The following is a 16,080-nucleotide window of genomic DNA, read 5'->3' as shown; positions in this document are numbered from 1 at the left end:
GGCCGAGGGGCTGCACCGCTATCGCAGGCCCCTCGGCAATTGGGCTTTCCCACGACCGGATTCACACCAGGCCGCCCGCCGTGATCAAGCTGATCGATACCCTGTCCGAGGTCGCGGGCAAGCTCGCAGCCTGGATGTTCTTTGCCATCGGCCTCTTCGTCACCTTTGAAGTGGTGATGCGCTACGTCTTCACTCTGCCGACCATCTGGGTCGACGAGGTCTCGCGCATCTTCCAGATCTGGGCGACCTTCCTGGCGGCGGCCTTTGTGCTGAAGCACCGCGACATGATCCTGATCGAGGTCGCTTTCAAGGATCCGACGACCCTGGCCCGCAAGATCGTGGAGACCTTCGGCCTGCTGGCGATCCTGCTGTTTTGCGGCGTCGCCTGCTGGTACGGCTTCGAGCTCTGGCTGAAGGCCGCGCGCGCCGGCCACACCACCGACACCTTCCTGGCGACGCCGAAGTGGATCACCCACGGCTCCATCTGGGTCGGGCTGGGGCTGCTGTTCATTCAAGGTCTCGTCGAGATCCTGCGGGTCTGGACAGTGGGGATACCGCCGAGTGCCGGGCACGGCGCGGCGGACGACCAGCCGGGGGGCGTGCACTAGGTGGAAGCCTTCCTCATTCTGCTGGCGCTGGTCGTCCTGCTGGTGCTGCGCGTTCCGGTGGCCTTTGCCGTGGGCAGCCTGGGCATCGTGCTGCTCTTTCTGAAGGGGCTGCCGATGATCGGCGTGCCCCAGCGGCTCTACGGCACCATGGACAGCTTCGAACTGCTGGCCGTGCCGCTGTTCCTGCTGATGTCCAACGTGCTGCTGCGCGGCGGCGTGGGGAAAGACCTCTTCGCCGCCGTACAGTCCTGGGTCGGCCACTGGCCCGGCGGCCTGGGGGCGGCGACGGTGATCTCCTGCGCGCTGTTCTCGGCGATCTCCGGGTCGTCGGTCGCCACGGCGGCGACCATCGGCACGGTGGCCATTCCGGAGATGACGCGGCGCGGCTACGACCGGCCCTTCGTGCTCGGCATGCTGGCCGCCGGGGGCACCCTGGGCATCCTGATCCCGCCGTCCATTCCCCTGATCATCTACGGTGTGATCACCGAGGAGTCGATCCCGACCCTCTTTCTGGCGGGGGTCGGCCCGGGCCTCTTCCTGGCCGGGATCTTCCTCGTCTACGGCGTGCTCTATGCCAAGTTGGGCGGCGGCTACACGCCGCTGGAGAAGGCGGGCTGGGCGGAGCGCCGGGCCGCCAGCCTGCTGGCTCTGCCCACGATCCTTCTCGCCGTCGTCATCATCGGCTCCATCTACGCCGGTATCGCCACCCCGTCGGAAAGCGCCGGGGTCGGCTTCGTGCTGGCGCTTCTCATCACCTTTGCGATGCGCCGCATGACCTGGGAGAAGCTGCGCGAGGCGACCTACAGCGCGATGCGCACCACGGTGATGATCTTCCTCATCATCGCCGGCGCCAAGGTCTTCTCCTACGCCATCACGCTCTACCTGATCCCGCAGACCATCAGCCAGGTCCTGACCAACACCTTTGCCGATGCCGGCCTCTTCATGCTGGCCGTGGGCGGGGTGCTGCTGCTTATCGGCTTCTTCCTGGAAGCGCTCTCGATGCTGCTGATCATGGTCCCGGTGCTCTTTCCCTCGCTGGAGGCCATGGGCATCAGCCCGATCTGGTTCGGCATTTTCTTCGTCGTGCTGATCGAAACCGCGCTGATCACGCCGCCGGTCGGCCTCAACCTCTTCGTCATTCAGGCGGTCGGCCGCGCGCGCATCGAGGAGGTGGTGAAGGGCGCCTGGCCCTTTGCCGTGATGATGCTCTGCACCGCGGTGCTGCTGTGGTTCTGGCAGGACCTGGCGCTCTTCCTGCCCTTCTACTTCTAGTGCTGCCGGTGCCGCCGGGACCGCACTGTCATCGACGGCGGATTGCGCGCCGCCGCCCGATGGGCTAAAACCCGCGCCCGGACCGTGGTTTGCGTGTCCTCCCGAGCATCATCCTTTCAGCGCCGGAGTATTCATGGCCTCCTATCAGTACGTCTATCAGATGGACGGCGTGTCCAAGACCTATCCTGGCGGCAAGCAGGTCCTGAAGGACATCCGCCTGTTCTTTCTGCCCGGCGCCAAGATCGGCGTCCTCGGCCTGAACGGTGCGGGCAAGTCGACCCTGATGAAGGTCATGGCCGGGATCGATACGGAGATCAATGGCGAGGCGCGCGCCGCCGACGGTATCAAGGTCGGCTATCTGCCACAGGAACCGCAACTCGACCCGGACAAGGACGTTGCCGGCAATGTTTTCGAGGGGGTGGCCGAGACCAAGGCGCTGCTGGACCGCTTCGAGGAGGTCAGCAACGCCTTCGCCGAGGCCGACCCTGACGAGATGGACAAGCTGATCTCCGAACAGGCGGAGCTGCAGGAAAAGATCGACGCCGCCGATGCCTGGGACCTGGACCGGAAGGTCGACATCGCCATGGATGCGCTCCGCTGCCCGCCGGGGGAATCCGACGTCACCAAGCTGTCCGGCGGCGAGCGCCGCCGCGTGGCGCTCTGTCAGCTCCTTCTGAAGAAGCCGGACATGCTGCTGCTGGACGAGCCGACCAACCACCTGGATGCGGAGTCCGTGGGCTGGCTGGAGCGCTTCTTGGAAGAGTATCCGGGCACCGTCGTGGCGGTCACCCACGACCGCTACTTCCTGGACAACGTCGCCGGCTGGATCCTGGAACTGGACCGCGGCCGCGGCCTGCCCTTCGAGGGCAACTACACCTCCTGGTTGGAGCAGAAGGAAAAGCGGCTGTCCCAGGAGGAAAAGACGGAGTCCGGGCGGCAACGGGTGCTGAAGCAGGAACTGGAGTGGATCCGCCAGAGCCCCCGCGCACGCCAGGCCAAATCCAAGGCCCGTGTGCAGGCTTACGAGACGCTGCTGGCCGACGCCGCCGACAAGGCCCCGGAGCCCGGGCGCATCACCGTGCCGGCGGGCCCGCGCCTGGGCGATCTGGTGATCGAGGCGGAACACATCTCCAAGGCCTTCGGCGACAAGCTGCTGATCGACGATCTCAGCTTCAAGATTCCGGCCGGCGCCATCGTCGGCATCATCGGCCCCAACGGCGCCGGCAAGACCACCCTGTTCCGCATGATCACCGGGCAGGAGCAGCCGGACAGCGGAACCTTGAAGGTGGGCGAGACGGTGAAGCTCGGCTACGTCGACCAGAGCCGCGACTCCCTGGCCGGCGAGAAGACGGTCTGGGAGGAAATTTCGGACGGCCTCGACGTCATTCAGCTCGGCAAGCACGAGACCCAGTCGCGCGCCTATGTCGGCGCCTTCAACTTCAAGGGCAGCGACCAGCAGAAGAAGGTCGGCCAGCTTTCCGGCGGCGAGCGCAACCGGGTGCATCTGGCCAAGATGCTGAGGGAAGCGGCGAATGTCCTGCTGCTGGACGAACCGACCAACGATCTGGACGTCGACACCCTGCGCTCCCTGGAAGAGGCCATCGCCGAGTTTGCCGGTTGCGTGCTGGTCACCTCCCACGACCGCTGGTTCCTGGACCGCATCGCCACCCACATCCTGGCCTTCGAGGGCGAAAGCCAGGTGGTCTGGTTCGAGGGCAACTACCAGGACTACGAGGCCGACCGCCACCGCCGCCTGGGGGCCGCCGCCGACCAGCCGCACCGTATCAAGTACAAGCCGCTCAGCCGCTAGCGGGCCTTACGGGCCCCGCAGCGATGGTTGGGCGGCAGCCGGGGGGCGGATGACCGAGACCGTAAGCATCGCTTTGGCCGGCGCCGGGCTGATGGGCCGGCGCCACGCGGCCGCGATCGCAGCCGTTACCGAAGCGCGGCTGGCCGCCGTGGTCGATCCAGACACGGCGGCGCGTGATTTCGCGGGCCAGCGCGGCGTTCCCTGGTATCCCGACCTCGCCGGGCTTCTCGAAAACGCGAGGCCGGACGGGATCGTCCTTGCCACCCCCAACCAGCTCCACGAGGCCCAGGGCCTGGACTGCGTTGCCGCCGGCCTGCCGATGCTGATCGAAAAGCCTGTCGCGACCACCGTGGCCTCGGCGCAGCGGCTGGTGGACGCGGCGGACGCGGCCGGCGTCGCCATCCTGGTCGGTCATCACCGCCGTCATAATCCGCTGATCCGCAAGGCCAAGGCGCTGATCGACGACGGGGCGATCGGGCGCGTCGTCGCGGTCCACGGCCAGTGCTGGCTTTACAAGCCGGACGACTACTTCGACGCCCAGTGGCGCCGCGAGGCCGGGGCCGGGCCGGTCTTCATCAACCTGATCCACGACATCGATCTGCTGCGCCACCTTTGCGGCGAGATCGTCTCGGTCCTGGCGCGGGACTCCCGCGCCGTCAGGGGCAACGCGGTGGAGGATACGGCGGCTGTCGTTCTGACCTTCGAGAACGGTGCGCTGGGCACCGTGCTGGTGTCCGATACCGTCGTCGGCCCCTGGAGCTGGGAGATGACGGCCAAGGAGAACCCGGCCTATCCGCAGACCGATGAGGCCTGCTATCTCATCGGCGGCACGCACGGTTCCCTGGAACTGCCGAACCTGCGCCTTTGGCACCAGGGGGAGGAGCGCGGCTGGTGGCAGCCCATTACAGCGGACGCCATTGGGGTGACCGCCGCCGACCCGATCATCCAACAAATGCGGCACTTCTGCCGGGTGGTTCGGGGGATCGAGGAGCCGCTGGTCTCGGGGCGCGAAGCTGTCCGCAGTCTCAGCGTGATCGAGGCGATCAAGGCCGCGGCGCGCTAAAGCGTTCGGGCAGGACCCGCTCTGGGCGGTCCGGCCGCTAATGCCGGGATACTATTGGGGGGCGAAGGCGCCGCCGGAGACCTTTTCGCGCAGGGCCGCAGTCAGGGCGTTCAGCTTGCCGCCGTTCTGCCGAATGACGGTGCCGTACTCGGACCGCAGAGTCTGCGCCATGCTGACCCCTTCGGCCCGGATATCCAGGATCTTGTACTGACCTTCTCTCTCGCGGATGCGCCAGCTCACCTTGTAGGGCTCGCCTTCGGCCCGCGGGATCTGTGAATTGACGAAGGCCACGTCGTTGCGGTCCTTGATCGGCGTGACCGTGCCGATCTCGAAACGTGCATCGCTGTTTTCCGTGAGCAGCGGCAGGAAGCGCTGCACGATGACGTCCTCGAAGACCGCGAGGAAGGCGTCCCGGTCCTGTTGCGAGGCGCCGCGCCAGTATCGGCCGAGCACGAAACGGCCGATGGCCGGCACGTCGAAGCTTTGATTGAACAGCCTGCGGAAACGATCTTCCTTTTCGCTGTCGGAGATCGATGCGTCGCTCAGCTCGGCGACCGCGCGTTCCTGCAGACCGCCCAGGAAGTCAGCCGCCTGCTGATTGTTGAAGGCGGCGGCCGGCGTCGCGGCCAGGGCGAAGATCGCCACAACCACGGCCGCCAGAGGTATGAAGGTTCGGACCGTCATGGATCTAGTCTACCACAGCGCTGCTCTGGTCGGCACCGGAGGAGTCCTCGCCCTCGGGCAGCACCGAGAACTCCGGTGCGTCGGCGGGCGGTGCGCCGTTGTTGATCTCGCTTTCCCGGTTCTGGCGGTAGAGCGAACGGATGCGTGCATAGAAGTCGAGCGAGTCGCGCTTCAACTCATCCAGTTCGTCGATGGTCCGCGACCGCAGGTCGACGCCGGTGGCCACGCCGCGGGCTATGCCGACGCCCTCCGGCGCGATATAGGTCAAGGGATCGATCAGGGTGTCGACCACCAGGCCGCCGGCATCGCGCAGCGACGAGGGGCCGAAGATCGGCAGCACGAGATAGAAGCCTTCGCCGGCACCGTAGGTGCCGAGGGTCTGGCCGAAGTCCTCGCTGTGATAGGGGTAGCCGGAGTCAGCGGCGATGTCGAAGAGCCCCAGCAGCCCGATGGTCGAGTTGATGAAGAACCGTGCCGCTGTGGTTTCGGCCCGTTCCAGATCGCCCTGCAGCAGATCGTTGGCCAGGACCACGGGGCTGCGCAGGTTGCGCAGGAAGTTGCGCACCGAATTGCGCACGCCGCTGGGCACGATGAAGCGGTAGGTGACGGCGATCGGACGGATGACCGCAAAGTCCAGCGCCTCGTTGAAGGCGAAGAACATGCGATTGGGAATCTCCAGGGGGTCGTTCTCGTCCGGCTCCGGGCCGAAGTCGTCGGCATCGCTCTGCGCCCAATCGTCCGCAGCGGCCTGGGCAACCTGCTCAGGGATCGGCTGCTCGCCGGCGGTCTCGCCCACGACCTGGCGGCTGCCGATCTCGGCACCCGCAGCGGCGCTGCCGGCACCGGTTGCCGCCGGGCCCGGCGCGGTGGCGCAGGCTCCAAGAGCGACGGTCAAAACGAAACAGGCGAGAAGAGAACGCAAAGCTTGCGGAACCGAAGAGATCACCGTACCCCCGAAAACAAACCCAACAATCTGATTGTCAGCCGCCTGAGGCCTCTGTCTGGTCATACAGGAGTTCGCTCGGCGGCGCACCGAAACAAACGCTCCTTGATGCCAATCTTTTGCAGAGCCCGAACCCTCAGGACGCTGAACCCTATCGGTCGAAGGGTTTGTCGAACGTGACAAATGTCAGTTAACGAACCCTTAGGAAACCGCCACTTTGACCGGTTAACGACACCGGTAAAACCATTGATCCCCCTATCATAGAGCGCGAGCAATGACTAGAGGTTACGCCGCGCTGACTGTCGTCGCTTTGCATCACTGTTGCAGAAATGCCGCAGACCTTGCCCGGCCGCCGGAAGCGCCGGAATTCTGCACTCTGCGGGGGGAGTTTACGGCGCTGCGATGGACTTTTAGCCTGTCTTGACCGAGCTGCTCTCCGCGCTCTCCGGCGGACCCAGAAGGCGCCGGTAGAAAGGCGCCAGCAAGGCCGGCAGCATGTACATCGGCAGCTGCGCCACGGCGAAGTAGAGCACGATGTCGAAGTCGGTCCCTGGCGGGAAGGCGGCCAGCAGCAAGCCCATGTTGCAGTTGCCGGAGACCAGTCCCACGGTCAGAGCGGCGCGGCGCCCCAGCCAGCAGAAGGCGAGTGTGCCGAGAAACTGCAAGGCAGGGTTCGCCACGAAGGCGGCCAGGAGCCACAGGCCGACCGTCGCCGGGTCCCGCAGCAGCGTCTCGGTCACGCCGTCCATGATGGCCACGGCAAAGACCAGCATCACGACCACGACCAGGCCGTCGACGTGACCGGCAATCCGGGACAGCCGCTCACCGCCCAGGACGCGGCGGATGGCGAAGGCGGCCAGAAAGGACCCGGCGATGATCGCCGCGAGACGCAGCATGAAATCCATCACGCTGATGTCGAGGCTCAGGCCCAGCAGGGCCAGTGCCAGCGGGGGAACGGTCAGCGGCGTGAGAAGGGTGGCCGTGAGCCCGACGACCACCGCCAGGGCCCCGTCCAGCCCCAGCATCAGGGCAATCGGTGCGGCGCTGAGGATCGGCGGGGCTGCCGCCATGAGGACAAGGGCCATGAACAGGCTCGGCGGCAGGGGCGCGAACTCCAGAAGCGCCGTCATCAGGAGCGGACAGCCCAACAGCAGCCAGACCGTCACCAGGCCCGTTACCCAGGGCCGGCGGGCGTGCATCATCATGACCTGCCAGTCGACCCGCACCAGCGTCGCGGTCAGAAGCACGGCTACGGCCGGCGCCAACAGCGGACGGGCAAGCTCGGCGAGGCCCGGCAGCGCCAAACCGAGAAAGACGCCCAGAAACAGAACCCAGGTCGCATGGCCGCCGAGAAACGCCAGAACTCTGCTCATTCCGACCTTCGCCCGCTGACCTCTTGGCGGCGTTGTGTCGGGCCTGCCTTGTGGGGGCGCTCTTCCATCTGCTCTTTCCGCGGGGCCACGAGGGCTGGAACGCTAGCGGCTTTGAGGCGCCGGGCCAATGATCTATGTTCTGGCCCGCGGCCATCCGTGGCTGGCGGCGCTGACCTTTGCCGAAACAGGCAACGGCCCGGGCGCCTGCCGGTTCCCAGGCTGCGGCAGGATGTCCCATTGGCAATCAGCCAGATGATCGAGGAGAAACCCGGGAATGATCGAGTCGCCCTTCGACCGCTATCGCGGCGAGGTCCTGCCGGAATGGATCGATTACAACGGACATATGAACGTTGCCTATTATCTGCTGGCCTTCGATCATGCGACCGATGCTTTTCTCGACTACCTCGGGCTCGATGCCGCTCACCGCGAGGCCTGCGGCGGCTCGACCTTTGCTGCTGATATCCGCCTCACCTACCAGCGGGAGGTGGCAGAGGGCGATGGTCTGCGAATCACCAGCCAGCTTCTGGGCTTCGACGACAAGCGTCTGCGCTTCTTCAACAGGATGTACCACGCGGAGGAGGGTTTTCTGGCGGCAACCATGGAAAGCCTCAGCCTCTACGTCGATCTCAATCACCGGCGCGTGGCGCTCCTGCCGGAGACGCAACGTGCGCGGCTGGCTGACGTCCTGGCCGCCCATCGGGACCTTCCCCTGCCCCCGGAGGCCGGGCGGGTGATCGACAAACCGGCCCTCCCGGCTCTGTGATCGTCTTCGGAAAATTTTCCGTTGCCCTTTGGCCCCCGCGATGGTGAAGCTTAGGCCCATGATTTCCGTTCGCGCTCTTGTCCTGGCCCTGGCCTTCTTCATCTTGGGTCCCGTTTCCGAAACGATGGCGGCCTGCACCGACCCCCCGGGGCCGGAGGTCAACTGGCGCCGCTGCGTCTTTGACCGCCTGCCTCTCAACGCCGTAGATCTGACGGCTGCAGAGCTGCGCGATGCCAGCTTCTTCCGCGCCGACCTGAGCGCTACCGTGCTGAACAACGTCAGCGCGTTTCGCGCCAAGTTCGTCAATGCGACGCTGAGCGAGGCCAGCTTCGTCGAAGCAAACCTGCAGGAGGCCGACCTCACCAAGGCCGATCTGAGCGATGCGAACCTGCAGGCCGCCGATCTCCGGCGGGCCCGCCTGTTCCGGGCCAACCTGCGCGGGGCCGACCTGACCGACGCCAGACTGGAAGGCGCCGATCTGGCGCAGGCCGATCTGAGCGGCGTTATCTGGACCGATGGCGAAAGGATCTGCGCCGAGGGATCGATCGGCCGCTGCAACTAGCCGGCAGGGCGCCCGCCGGGGCTATCAGAGAGAACGGATCCAATCTAGCGCGGCAGGAGACTGCCCCCCAGCACCATGTCGAAGCGGCCGCGCGGCCGCCCGCCCTCGGCTTCTGCATCGAAGGCGACCGTCACGCTGGCCTTCGCGGCCGGGTCGCGGATGGCGTTGTAGAGAAAGTCGCGGCCATTCAGCGGCTCTCCGGCAAGATACATCTGGGTGGTGAGCCGCTCGACCCCCGGTCCGGACACCGCAAAGTGGATGTGGGGCGTGCGCCCGGGATAGGCGACAGGCCGGATGGTGGTGAAGCGGTAAGACCCGTCGTCGTCCAGGGTCACGCGCCCAAAGCCCTGGAAGTTCGGGTCGGCGCGCCCGCCGCGGTCGCGCGGGTGGTGGTAGAAGCCGAAAGCATCGCACTGCCAGATCTCCACCCGGCCGCCGGCCAGCGGGCGCCCGGCTTCGTCGCTGACCCGGCCGACGACCTCCACCACGGTTCCCGCGGCGCGGGCGCCGCGGCCCTCCACCCGGGTGAGGTCAAAGTCGGAGTCGGCGGGAAGACGCAGCGGGTAGAAGGGGCCGGCGCTCTGCCGTGGGGTCAGGACCGTGGCCGCTGCGAGCCTGGTGGATGCCAGCCCCGTACCCAGCCCCGTACCCAGCCCGATTCTCAGCGCCCGCCTGCGTGACACGCTTGGCAGAGTCTTCATCGTTGCGCTCCTTCAAGACACCCGGCCCTGGCGCCGCCGGCGCGGCGGATCGAGCAGGCCTCCCATTCATCTGGTCCTGAGGGCGGCCCGAGGAAAGCCCGGGCCGGTGCCGAGGCCCGCTCGACCGGTCACGTCTTTGCGAGGCGCAGATAGGGACGGTGGGTGCTTGGGGGCCTTTTTGGGAAGGTTAACGACATGGTCCGGCTTTGCCGACTATAGTTCGGGAGTCGGCGCGCTTGCCGGCGCATGTCGTTGACGAAGCTTATCGTGGGACGGAGATGAGGGCGGCACAAAGATGAGGGCGCCCGGCCTGCCGGGCAGCTGTGAGGAGGAAGCCTGTACCCATCGGGGCAGGGGGGCTTGTGCGCCATGAGGCCGTCGCGTGTTCTGCGCAAACGCGTGCTCATTCCTCTGCGCCGCTTCGGTCGCAACGACCAGGTCGTGCTTTCCGTGCTCGCCGTGGTCATCGGCGCCGCCGCCGGAGGCGCGGCGATTGCCTTTCGCGATGCGATTGCCGGTATCCAGTGGCTGGCTTACGGCTTCGGTACCGAGGCGGTGGCGACGGAGATCGGCAAACTGCCCTGGTGGCAGGTGCTTGTGGTGCCCACCCTGGGCGGCCTCGTCATCGGCCTCTTCATCCGCTACACGCTGCCGGGCGGCAAGCCCCAGGGCGTTGCCCATGTCATCGAGGCCTCGGCGTTGTTGGACGCCCGGATGTCGCTGACCACCGGCATCCGCGCCGCAATTGCGAGCGCGGCCTCCATCGGCATCGGGGCTTCGGTCGGCCGCGAGGGCCCGGTGGTGCATCTCGGCGCGTCGCTGGGGTCCTGGGTGGCCAAGCGCCTGCATCTCGGCCGGGTGCTCGCGCGTACCCTGCTGGGCTGCGGCGTCGCCGCCGGGATTGCGGCGTCCTTCAACGCCCCGATCGCCGGCGCCTTCTTCGCCCTGGAGGTGGTGGTCGGTCACTACGCGCTTTCGGCCTTCGCGCCCATCGTCATCGCTTCGGTCACCGGCACCCTGATCAGCCGCGCCCACTACGGCGACTTTCCGGCCTTCATCCTGCCCGACGACTGGCTGATCGTCTCGTTCTGGGAGTTTCCGGCTTTTGCCCTCCTGGGCCTGGTTTCCGCCGCTGCCGCGATCATCTTCATGCGCTCGATCATGTTCACCGAGGATGTGGTGACCAGGCTGCCGATCCCCAGTTGGTCGGCCCCCGCCTTTGGAGGACTGCTGCTGGGCTGCATTGCGCTGGTCTTTCCCCAGGTGGTGGGGGTCGGTTACGAGGCGACCGATGCGGCGCTGTCGGACCTCTATCCGCTGTGGCTGCTCTTCGCCCTGATCGTCGCCAAGACGGCGGCCACGGCAATCTGCCTGGGCAGCGGCTTTGCCGGCGGCGTCTTCTCGCCCTCGCTGTTCATCGGTGCCATGGTGGGCGGCGCTTTCGGTGTCATCGCCACCCACGCCTTCCCGGAGCTGTCGTCCGGACACGGCGCCTATACGATGATCGGCATGGGGGCGGTTGCCGGCGCCGTCCTCGGCGCGCCGATCTCCACGATCCTGATGATCTTCGAACTGACCAACGACTACGAGTTGACCATCGCCGTCATGCTGGCGACGGTGATCGCCTCCGTCGTCACCCAGCAGGTCCATGGCCGCTCCTTCTTCGTCTGGCAGCTCGAGCGGCGCGGCGTTTCCGTGCGCGGCGGGCATCAGACCGGCCTGATGCGCCGCATCAAGGTTTCCTCGGTCATGGACAGCCGCTTTTCCTCCGTCGGCCTCGACACGCCGATCGCCGAAGTGCGTTTGAAGCTGCAGTCGGCGCCTTGGGGCGAGCTTTTCGTGATCGGCGCCGAGGAGAAGCTCTGCGGCGTCATCACCTATGCCGACCTGCACGAGGCAGCCTTCGACACCAGCCACGATTCCGAACTCACCGCAGCCGACGTCGCCCGGGCCGTGCCGGCGGTGCTGCAGCTTGGCGACCACCTGGACGCGGCGGTGAAGGTCTACAACCTCACCGGCGAGCCGCATGTGCCCATCGTCGCTGACAAGCAGTCGATGGTCATGCGCGGGCTGGCGCACGAGCACGAGGTGATGCTGGCCTACCAGCGGGCCCTGGACATGGCACGTGCCGAGGAACGCGGCGAGGCAACCTCGACCCGCCGCCGTCACAAGGCCTGAGCGCCCGGCCGCCGGCCCGTTGGGCGCCTCCTAAGCGGCCACTGCAACGCGCTCGGCGAAGGCCTGCTGCTTCTTGCTCTTGCGCTCCAGCTTCTCGTAGAGCCCGAGGGGCGAGAACCGCATGACGTGCTGAATGTCCTCGCGGCTCATCCAGACCAGCCACTCCTCGAAGGCCTCCTTGCCGTCCTGCGGATGCCAGATGATTCCGCCCGGGGCCAGGTGCATGTAGCCCTCGCGGGCGGCCAGCCCCTTGCAGGCGGCCAGGGGGTGGACCAGGCCGAAAACGTAGTCCGGCGACCACTCGAGGAGGGCCAGGGCCAGGGCCAGGCGCGGCAGCGCTGCCGTCATCCCGCCGCCGCGCAGGCCGTTGTTGCCGCCCTTGAGCCAGAGTTCGCCGTGATAGCAGACATCGCCGGTGATGACCTGAGAGGCAGGGGCGGCCCCGAAGTGGGACTGGTCCGCATCGACCGCAACACCCGGCGGCACGTAGGCAAAGCGGCGCTGATAGAGGTGATCTTCCAGGCTGCAGCCCGTCAGGTCGTTGAGGCGCATGGCCTGGGTATGGACGACCTCGCCCTTGCTGTTGGAGCCCTTGATCCAAAAGGCGTTCCTGGACCCCAGGTCCGAGATGGCGGGATCGAAGATCGGCGACAGCGGCGGCCGATCGTTCTGCTGCTTGCGCAGATCGCGGAATTCATCGAAATCCGAGCTGATTTCGATCTCGATGGCGTTACGCGCTGCGATCTCGGTGATCGCGCTGACAAACTGGATTTCGGAGAAAAGACGATCTGCAGGCATTCTGACGCTCCTTTGCCTTCGCTTGGTTATGAAGACAGAGGTTAGCGGTATTTATGCCCGTTGGGTTAGAAGCTAGGTGAAGATTGCACTTTGGGCCTGTGGAATCCGGGCGCCGGCCTACTAAATCTCGTACTCCATCAGGAGCTCCTCATCCATTTCCGGCAGTTCGCTGAGGTTGAGGCCGGAAATCGAGATGGTGTTGGTCCGCGCCACCAACAGCGTCAGGGCGGGTTCGCCGTCGGGAAACACGCAGCCCAGCAGGAGCCGCTGGAAACGCACCGGAATCGCGGGGCCGTTACGCGTCCGGGGAATTTCGCCGCAGATGTGGTCGAGCCGCGCGCCGCCATCCTCGAAGACCTTCGGATAGGCCTGCGACATGAAGTTGTCGAAGTCGATGCCGATCGGGTCTTCCTGGGAGAAACGGCCGATCGCGCTCTTGGCCCACTCCCAGCCCAGCCAGGTGGCATAGGACGACTTTTCGCCGATTTCGACGCACAGCCAGGCGTCCTCGCGGCGGCGATAAACCAGCCGGTAGGGCTTCATTTCAGACATGGCCGGGTGTTCGAGCTGCAATTCTGCCTGCGACCAGGCCTCGAAGCCGCGCCGCAGCATCGGCGGCCCATCGCGCCAGATGCGGCTGAGGCGATGCTGCTGGGCATGAAACGAGTAGCCTTTTTTGTCGCGATAGGCGACCCGGTCCAGCGAACTCAGGCCGCGTGTGCGGATGCTCTGGTTCGACAACCAGTTCTCCGCCATGGCCAGGATCTGCTCGGCTTCGCGGCGGTGCTGCTCTCCGGCCTCGGTCAGGAAATAGCGCCGGTTGCGCAGTTCCAGTAGCTTGATGCCTTTCATTTCCTCCAGGCTGCGGATATGCCGGCGGACCGTCTGGCGGGTCACCCCGAGGATCTCAACCGTCTCGGAAAGGTTGAGAGTGCGCGCTAGGGTGGTAAAGGAGCGGAGGATGTCGAACAACGTCGAAGGCTGACGGCTGTCGGCATCAGGGGGGATCATTGGGTGATTCAAAACGCTGCTGGACCCTCGAACATCGCTGAACGTCGCACAAATCGGGGCCGCAGCTTGGCGAGCGCGCCGAAAATACTTGGGAACATTATTGTTCCAGTCAGTATCATGAATCAGCACCTCATGCAAAGACATACTCTGTAATGGGTGAATTTATAGAGAATTGATTCATCTTTGAGTTTTAACAAACTGGCGACTGGATTTCGTCACCTAGCGATATGTGGGAGCTTGGCGGTGACACCGGAAGACTGTCGGCTAGGAAAGCTGATCAGCCAGGCGCGTGAGGAGCGCAATCTCAGCCGCGACGAGGTGGGCAGGATGCTGGGCATCAGTGCGGAGCAGGTCAGGCGGTTCGAAGAGGACCGCGAGCGGATGCCGGCGGGATTGCTGTACCGTCTCGCGGAACTACTCGATCTTCCCGTAACGGCCTTTTTCCGCAGTTAGCGGCCCGGAACGGAGGGCTCGGCGCCTCCGGCGTCCGTCTTTGCGGAACATGGGCAGCCCTCTGCAAGGTCAAGCCACCTGTTTCGGCACGGATGCGAGGCGGTTGAGGCCGAGCCACTTCAGCATGCTTTTCTGCAGCGCTTTGTCGCCGGTCAGTACCATGCGTTCGTCCTCGATCGCCTTGGCCATAGGTTCAAGCCCCATCCAGATGGCCGTCATGGTGCGCAGGTCGGTGTGTACGAAGAGGTCGACGTCGAAGCCCGGTTCGACCATGCAGAGGTCGACGCCCTCCTTGGGGTCCACAACCAGCCACCAGTTGCGCTCCGTCACACGGCGCTCCGGGTAGATGAACTGAATCACGCTGCGCTGGCGCGGCAGTTCGGGCACCTGGATGTTGCGGCGCATGTCCCACATCAGCAGACCGGCGTCCAGCTTCTCCAGTTGCGGCTGGGTCTCCGTCCAGCGCTGTCCCCAGATCCCCATTGCTTCGACGATCGGGCCCAGTTCCTTGCCGGAGGGGGTGAGGTGATACTCCATCACGCCGGGCTCCCCCGCGACGGGCATCTTCTTCACAATGCCGTTATCTTCCAGCTCTTTCAGGCGTTTCGACAGCAGCGCCGGCGACATCCGCGGCATGCCGCGGCGCAGGTCGTTGAAGCGGGTCGTGCCGGCCACGAGTTCGCGCACCAGCACCATCGTCCAGCGCGTGCAAAGGATTTCCGCGGCCATGGAGACCGGACAGAACTGCTGATAGCTGCCGCTGGTCATCGGACTCTTTCCGTTCTGCGTTCATCTCCCGCCCCGATTTTAGCCGAGTCCCCGGTTCAGAATCTATACCGGGTCGATTCAGTTTCTGAACTGGAGCGGTCGGGACGGTCTGTGACATCTCCCCTCTCGCCGCTCTACGCGCCCCGGGGAACCAGCCCGGTCATCGGCGCATCTTTAAGGAACTGACACCATGACTGTTGCCCTGCAACAAACCCAACCTGCCGCGGGATTGGATGCGGTAAAGGCCAAGCAGCAGGCCGCCTGGGCCTCCGGCGACTACGCCATCATCGGCACCACCCTGCAGATCGTCGGCGAGCAGCTCTGCGAGACCGCGAACCTGCGCCCTGGCGCCCAGGTTCTGGACGTGGCCGCCGGCAACGGCAATGCCACCCTGGCCGCCGCGCGCCGCTTCTGCCGGGTCACCTCCACCGACTACGTCGAGACGCTGCTCGACAAGGCCCGTGCCCGGGCGGCGGCGGAGCGCCTGGAGGTGGCCTTCGAACTGGCCGATGCCGAGGCGCTGCCCTATCCCGACGCCAGCTTCGATGCGGTGCTGTCCACCTACGGCGTGATGTTCACACCGGACCAGGCCAAGGCCGCGGCGGAGATGGCCAGGGTCTGCCGTTCCGGCGGGCTGATCGCACTGGCCAACTGGACGCCGGAGGGCTTTATCGGCCAGGTCTTCAAGACCATCGGCAAGTACCTGCCGCCGCCCGAAGGCGTGCAGTCTCCCGCGCGCTGGGGCACGGAGCAGGCCTTGCAGGACCTCTTCGGCGACGCCGCGGTTTCCATCGACGTGACGCCGCGCCATTTCACCTTCCGCTATCTTTCCGTTGACCACTTCATTGATGTCTTTCGCAGCTACTACGGCCCCATTCATAAGGCCTATCTCGCGCTCGGCGAGGCCAGCGACGGCCTGGAGGCCGATCTGCGCGCCCTGTTGACGCGCTTCAACACCGCGACCGACGGCACCCTGGTGCTGCCGTCGGAATACGTCGAAGTGGTGATTCGCAAAGCCTGATCCCATGAGCGTCCGGTCAGGCCAAGGCCTGCCGGAACTCTTGGTTCGCCCCAAACGGAAGGGACCCGCGTC

Annotated in this window: 16 protein-coding genes; 9 read left to right on the top strand and 7 right to left on the bottom strand. The window is 65.8% G+C overall.

What is annotated here, in order from left to right:
* The first annotated feature begins 80 nt into the window (after window positions 1-80).
* From Q0982_RS02395 to Q0982_RS02380, 4 genes are all read left to right on the top strand, one after another.
* Window positions 81-608 carry a TRAP transporter small permease gene (locus Q0982_RS02395; RefSeq protein ID WP_299391383.1) on the top strand — a complete coding sequence of 176 codons (528 nt, stop codon included), beginning with the start codon at window positions 81-83 and terminating at the stop codon, window positions 606-608.
* Window positions 609-1,880: a TRAP transporter large permease gene (locus Q0982_RS02390; protein WP_299391381.1), complete on the top strand. Its 1,272-nt coding sequence runs from the start codon at window positions 609-611 to the stop codon at window positions 1,878-1,880. It abuts the gene before it with no gap.
* Between the two features lie 133 nt (window positions 1,881-2,013).
* Complete coding sequence (gene ettA, locus Q0982_RS02385) at window positions 2,014-3,690, top strand: energy-dependent translational throttle protein EttA (RefSeq protein WP_299391380.1); 1,677 nt, start codon at window positions 2,014-2,016, stop codon at window positions 3,688-3,690.
* 49 nt (window positions 3,691-3,739) lie between these two features.
* Window positions 3,740-4,753, top strand: coding sequence for a Gfo/Idh/MocA family protein (locus tag Q0982_RS02380; RefSeq protein WP_299391378.1), 1,014 nt, complete (start codon window positions 3,740-3,742; stop codon window positions 4,751-4,753).
* 51 nt (window positions 4,754-4,804) lie between these two features.
* Here Q0982_RS02380 and Q0982_RS02375 read toward each other — a convergent pair whose 3' ends face one another.
* The 3 genes from Q0982_RS02375 to Q0982_RS02365 all read right to left on the bottom strand — a co-directional run bounded on the left by Q0982_RS02375 (window position 4,805) and on the right by Q0982_RS02365 (window position 7,753).
* A complete protein-coding gene (locus Q0982_RS02375; RefSeq protein ID WP_299391376.1) occupies window positions 4,805-5,437 on the bottom strand; it encodes a phospholipid-binding protein MlaC in 633 nt (210 codons plus the stop codon).
* 4 nt (window positions 5,438-5,441) lie between these two features.
* The gene (locus tag Q0982_RS02370) at window positions 5,442-6,359 is read right to left on the bottom strand and encodes a VacJ family lipoprotein (protein ID WP_299391375.1); all 918 of its coding nucleotides are present in this window, start codon (window positions 6,357-6,359) and stop codon (window positions 5,442-5,444) included.
* A gap of 431 nt (window positions 6,360-6,790) precedes the next feature.
* Window positions 6,791-7,753 carry a hypothetical protein gene (locus Q0982_RS02365; protein ID WP_299391373.1) on the bottom strand — a complete coding sequence of 321 codons (963 nt, stop codon included), beginning with the start codon at window positions 7,751-7,753 and terminating at the stop codon, window positions 6,791-6,793.
* A gap of 274 nt (window positions 7,754-8,027) precedes the next feature.
* Here Q0982_RS02365 and Q0982_RS02360 point away from each other — a divergent pair, with 274 nt between their 5' ends.
* Window positions 8,028-8,516 carry a thioesterase family protein gene (locus tag Q0982_RS02360; protein ID WP_299391371.1) on the top strand — a complete coding sequence of 163 codons (489 nt, stop codon included), beginning with the start codon at window positions 8,028-8,030 and terminating at the stop codon, window positions 8,514-8,516.
* Window positions 8,517-8,574: 58 nt separating this feature from the next.
* Window positions 8,575-9,078 (top strand): pentapeptide repeat-containing protein, encoded by a 504-nt coding sequence (locus Q0982_RS02355; protein ID WP_299391369.1) that lies wholly within the window; start codon window positions 8,575-8,577, stop codon window positions 9,076-9,078.
* 44 nt (window positions 9,079-9,122) lie between these two features.
* Here Q0982_RS02355 and Q0982_RS02350 read toward each other — a convergent pair whose 3' ends face one another.
* Window positions 9,123-9,779 (bottom strand): protocatechuate 3,4-dioxygenase, encoded by a 657-nt coding sequence (locus Q0982_RS02350; RefSeq protein ID WP_299391367.1) that lies wholly within the window; start codon window positions 9,777-9,779, stop codon window positions 9,123-9,125.
* A gap of 369 nt (window positions 9,780-10,148) precedes the next feature.
* Between Q0982_RS02350 and Q0982_RS02345 the strand changes: the two genes are divergently transcribed.
* Window positions 10,149-11,957, top strand: coding sequence for a chloride channel protein (locus tag Q0982_RS02345; RefSeq protein WP_299391366.1), 1,809 nt, complete (start codon window positions 10,149-10,151; stop codon window positions 11,955-11,957).
* A gap of 30 nt (window positions 11,958-11,987) precedes the next feature.
* On the opposite strand, the gene Q0982_RS02340 is transcribed toward Q0982_RS02345, so the two are convergent.
* Window positions 11,988-12,755 (bottom strand): hypothetical protein, encoded by a 768-nt coding sequence (locus Q0982_RS02340; protein WP_299391364.1) that lies wholly within the window; start codon window positions 12,753-12,755, stop codon window positions 11,988-11,990.
* 120 nt (window positions 12,756-12,875) lie between these two features.
* Window positions 12,876-13,895 carry a LysR family transcriptional regulator gene (locus Q0982_RS02335; RefSeq protein ID WP_299391510.1) on the bottom strand — a complete coding sequence of 340 codons (1,020 nt, stop codon included), beginning with the start codon at window positions 13,893-13,895 and terminating at the stop codon, window positions 12,876-12,878.
* A 114-nt stretch (window positions 13,896-14,009) separates the two neighbouring features.
* Here Q0982_RS02335 and Q0982_RS02330 point away from each other — a divergent pair, with 114 nt between their 5' ends.
* Window positions 14,010-14,219: a helix-turn-helix transcriptional regulator gene (locus Q0982_RS02330; protein ID WP_299391362.1), complete on the top strand. Its 210-nt coding sequence runs from the start codon at window positions 14,010-14,012 to the stop codon at window positions 14,217-14,219.
* Window positions 14,220-14,288: 69 nt separating this feature from the next.
* On the opposite strand, the gene Q0982_RS02325 is transcribed toward Q0982_RS02330, so the two are convergent.
* Complete coding sequence (locus Q0982_RS02325; protein ID WP_299391361.1) at window positions 14,289-14,987, bottom strand: helix-turn-helix domain-containing protein; 699 nt, start codon at window positions 14,985-14,987, stop codon at window positions 14,289-14,291.
* A 190-nt stretch (window positions 14,988-15,177) separates the two neighbouring features.
* Between Q0982_RS02325 and Q0982_RS02320 the strand changes: the two genes are divergently transcribed.
* Window positions 15,178-16,008, top strand: coding sequence for a class I SAM-dependent methyltransferase (locus tag Q0982_RS02320; RefSeq protein WP_299391359.1), 831 nt, complete (start codon window positions 15,178-15,180; stop codon window positions 16,006-16,008).
* The last annotated feature ends 72 nt before the right edge of the window (window positions 16,009-16,080 follow it).

It is taken from the genome of Pelagibius sp., from assembly GCF_028281305.1.
In the GTDB taxonomy this organism is placed as follows: domain Bacteria; phylum Pseudomonadota; class Alphaproteobacteria; order Kiloniellales; family Kiloniellaceae; genus Pelagibius.
This window is presented reverse-complemented; position numbering and strand designations above follow the sequence as displayed.

What these genes read in the sequence shown, in the direction of transcription:
- Q0982_RS02365 (WP_299391373.1), bottom strand. Translation starts at nt 7,753, where the DNA reads ATGAGCAGAGTTCTGGCGTTTCTCGGCGGCCATGCGACCTGGGTTCTG.
- Q0982_RS02355 (WP_299391369.1), top strand. Translation starts at nt 8,575, where the DNA reads ATGATTTCCGTTCGCGCTCTTGTCCTGGCCCTGGCCTTCTTCATCTTG.
- Q0982_RS02360 (WP_299391371.1), top strand. Translation starts at nt 8,028, where the DNA reads ATGATCGAGTCGCCCTTCGACCGCTATCGCGGCGAGGTCCTGCCGGAA.
- Q0982_RS02325 (WP_299391361.1), bottom strand. Translation starts at nt 14,987, where the DNA reads ATGACCAGCGGCAGCTATCAGCAGTTCTGTCCGGTCTCCATGGCCGCG.
- Q0982_RS02345 (WP_299391366.1), top strand. Translation starts at nt 10,149, where the DNA reads ATGAGGCCGTCGCGTGTTCTGCGCAAACGCGTGCTCATTCCTCTGCGC.
- Q0982_RS02340 (WP_299391364.1), bottom strand. Translation starts at nt 12,755, where the DNA reads ATGCCTGCAGATCGTCTTTTCTCCGAAATCCAGTTTGTCAGCGCGATC.
- ettA (WP_299391380.1), top strand. Translation starts at nt 2,014, where the DNA reads ATGGCCTCCTATCAGTACGTCTATCAGATGGACGGCGTGTCCAAGACC.
- Q0982_RS02380 (WP_299391378.1), top strand. Translation starts at nt 3,740, where the DNA reads ATGACCGAGACCGTAAGCATCGCTTTGGCCGGCGCCGGGCTGATGGGC.
- Q0982_RS02350 (WP_299391367.1), bottom strand. Translation starts at nt 9,779, where the DNA reads ATGAAGACTCTGCCAAGCGTGTCACGCAGGCGGGCGCTGAGAATCGGG.
- Q0982_RS02375 (WP_299391376.1), bottom strand. Translation starts at nt 5,437, where the DNA reads ATGACGGTCCGAACCTTCATACCTCTGGCGGCCGTGGTTGTGGCGATC.
- Q0982_RS02320 (WP_299391359.1), top strand. Translation starts at nt 15,178, where the DNA reads ATGACTGTTGCCCTGCAACAAACCCAACCTGCCGCGGGATTGGATGCG.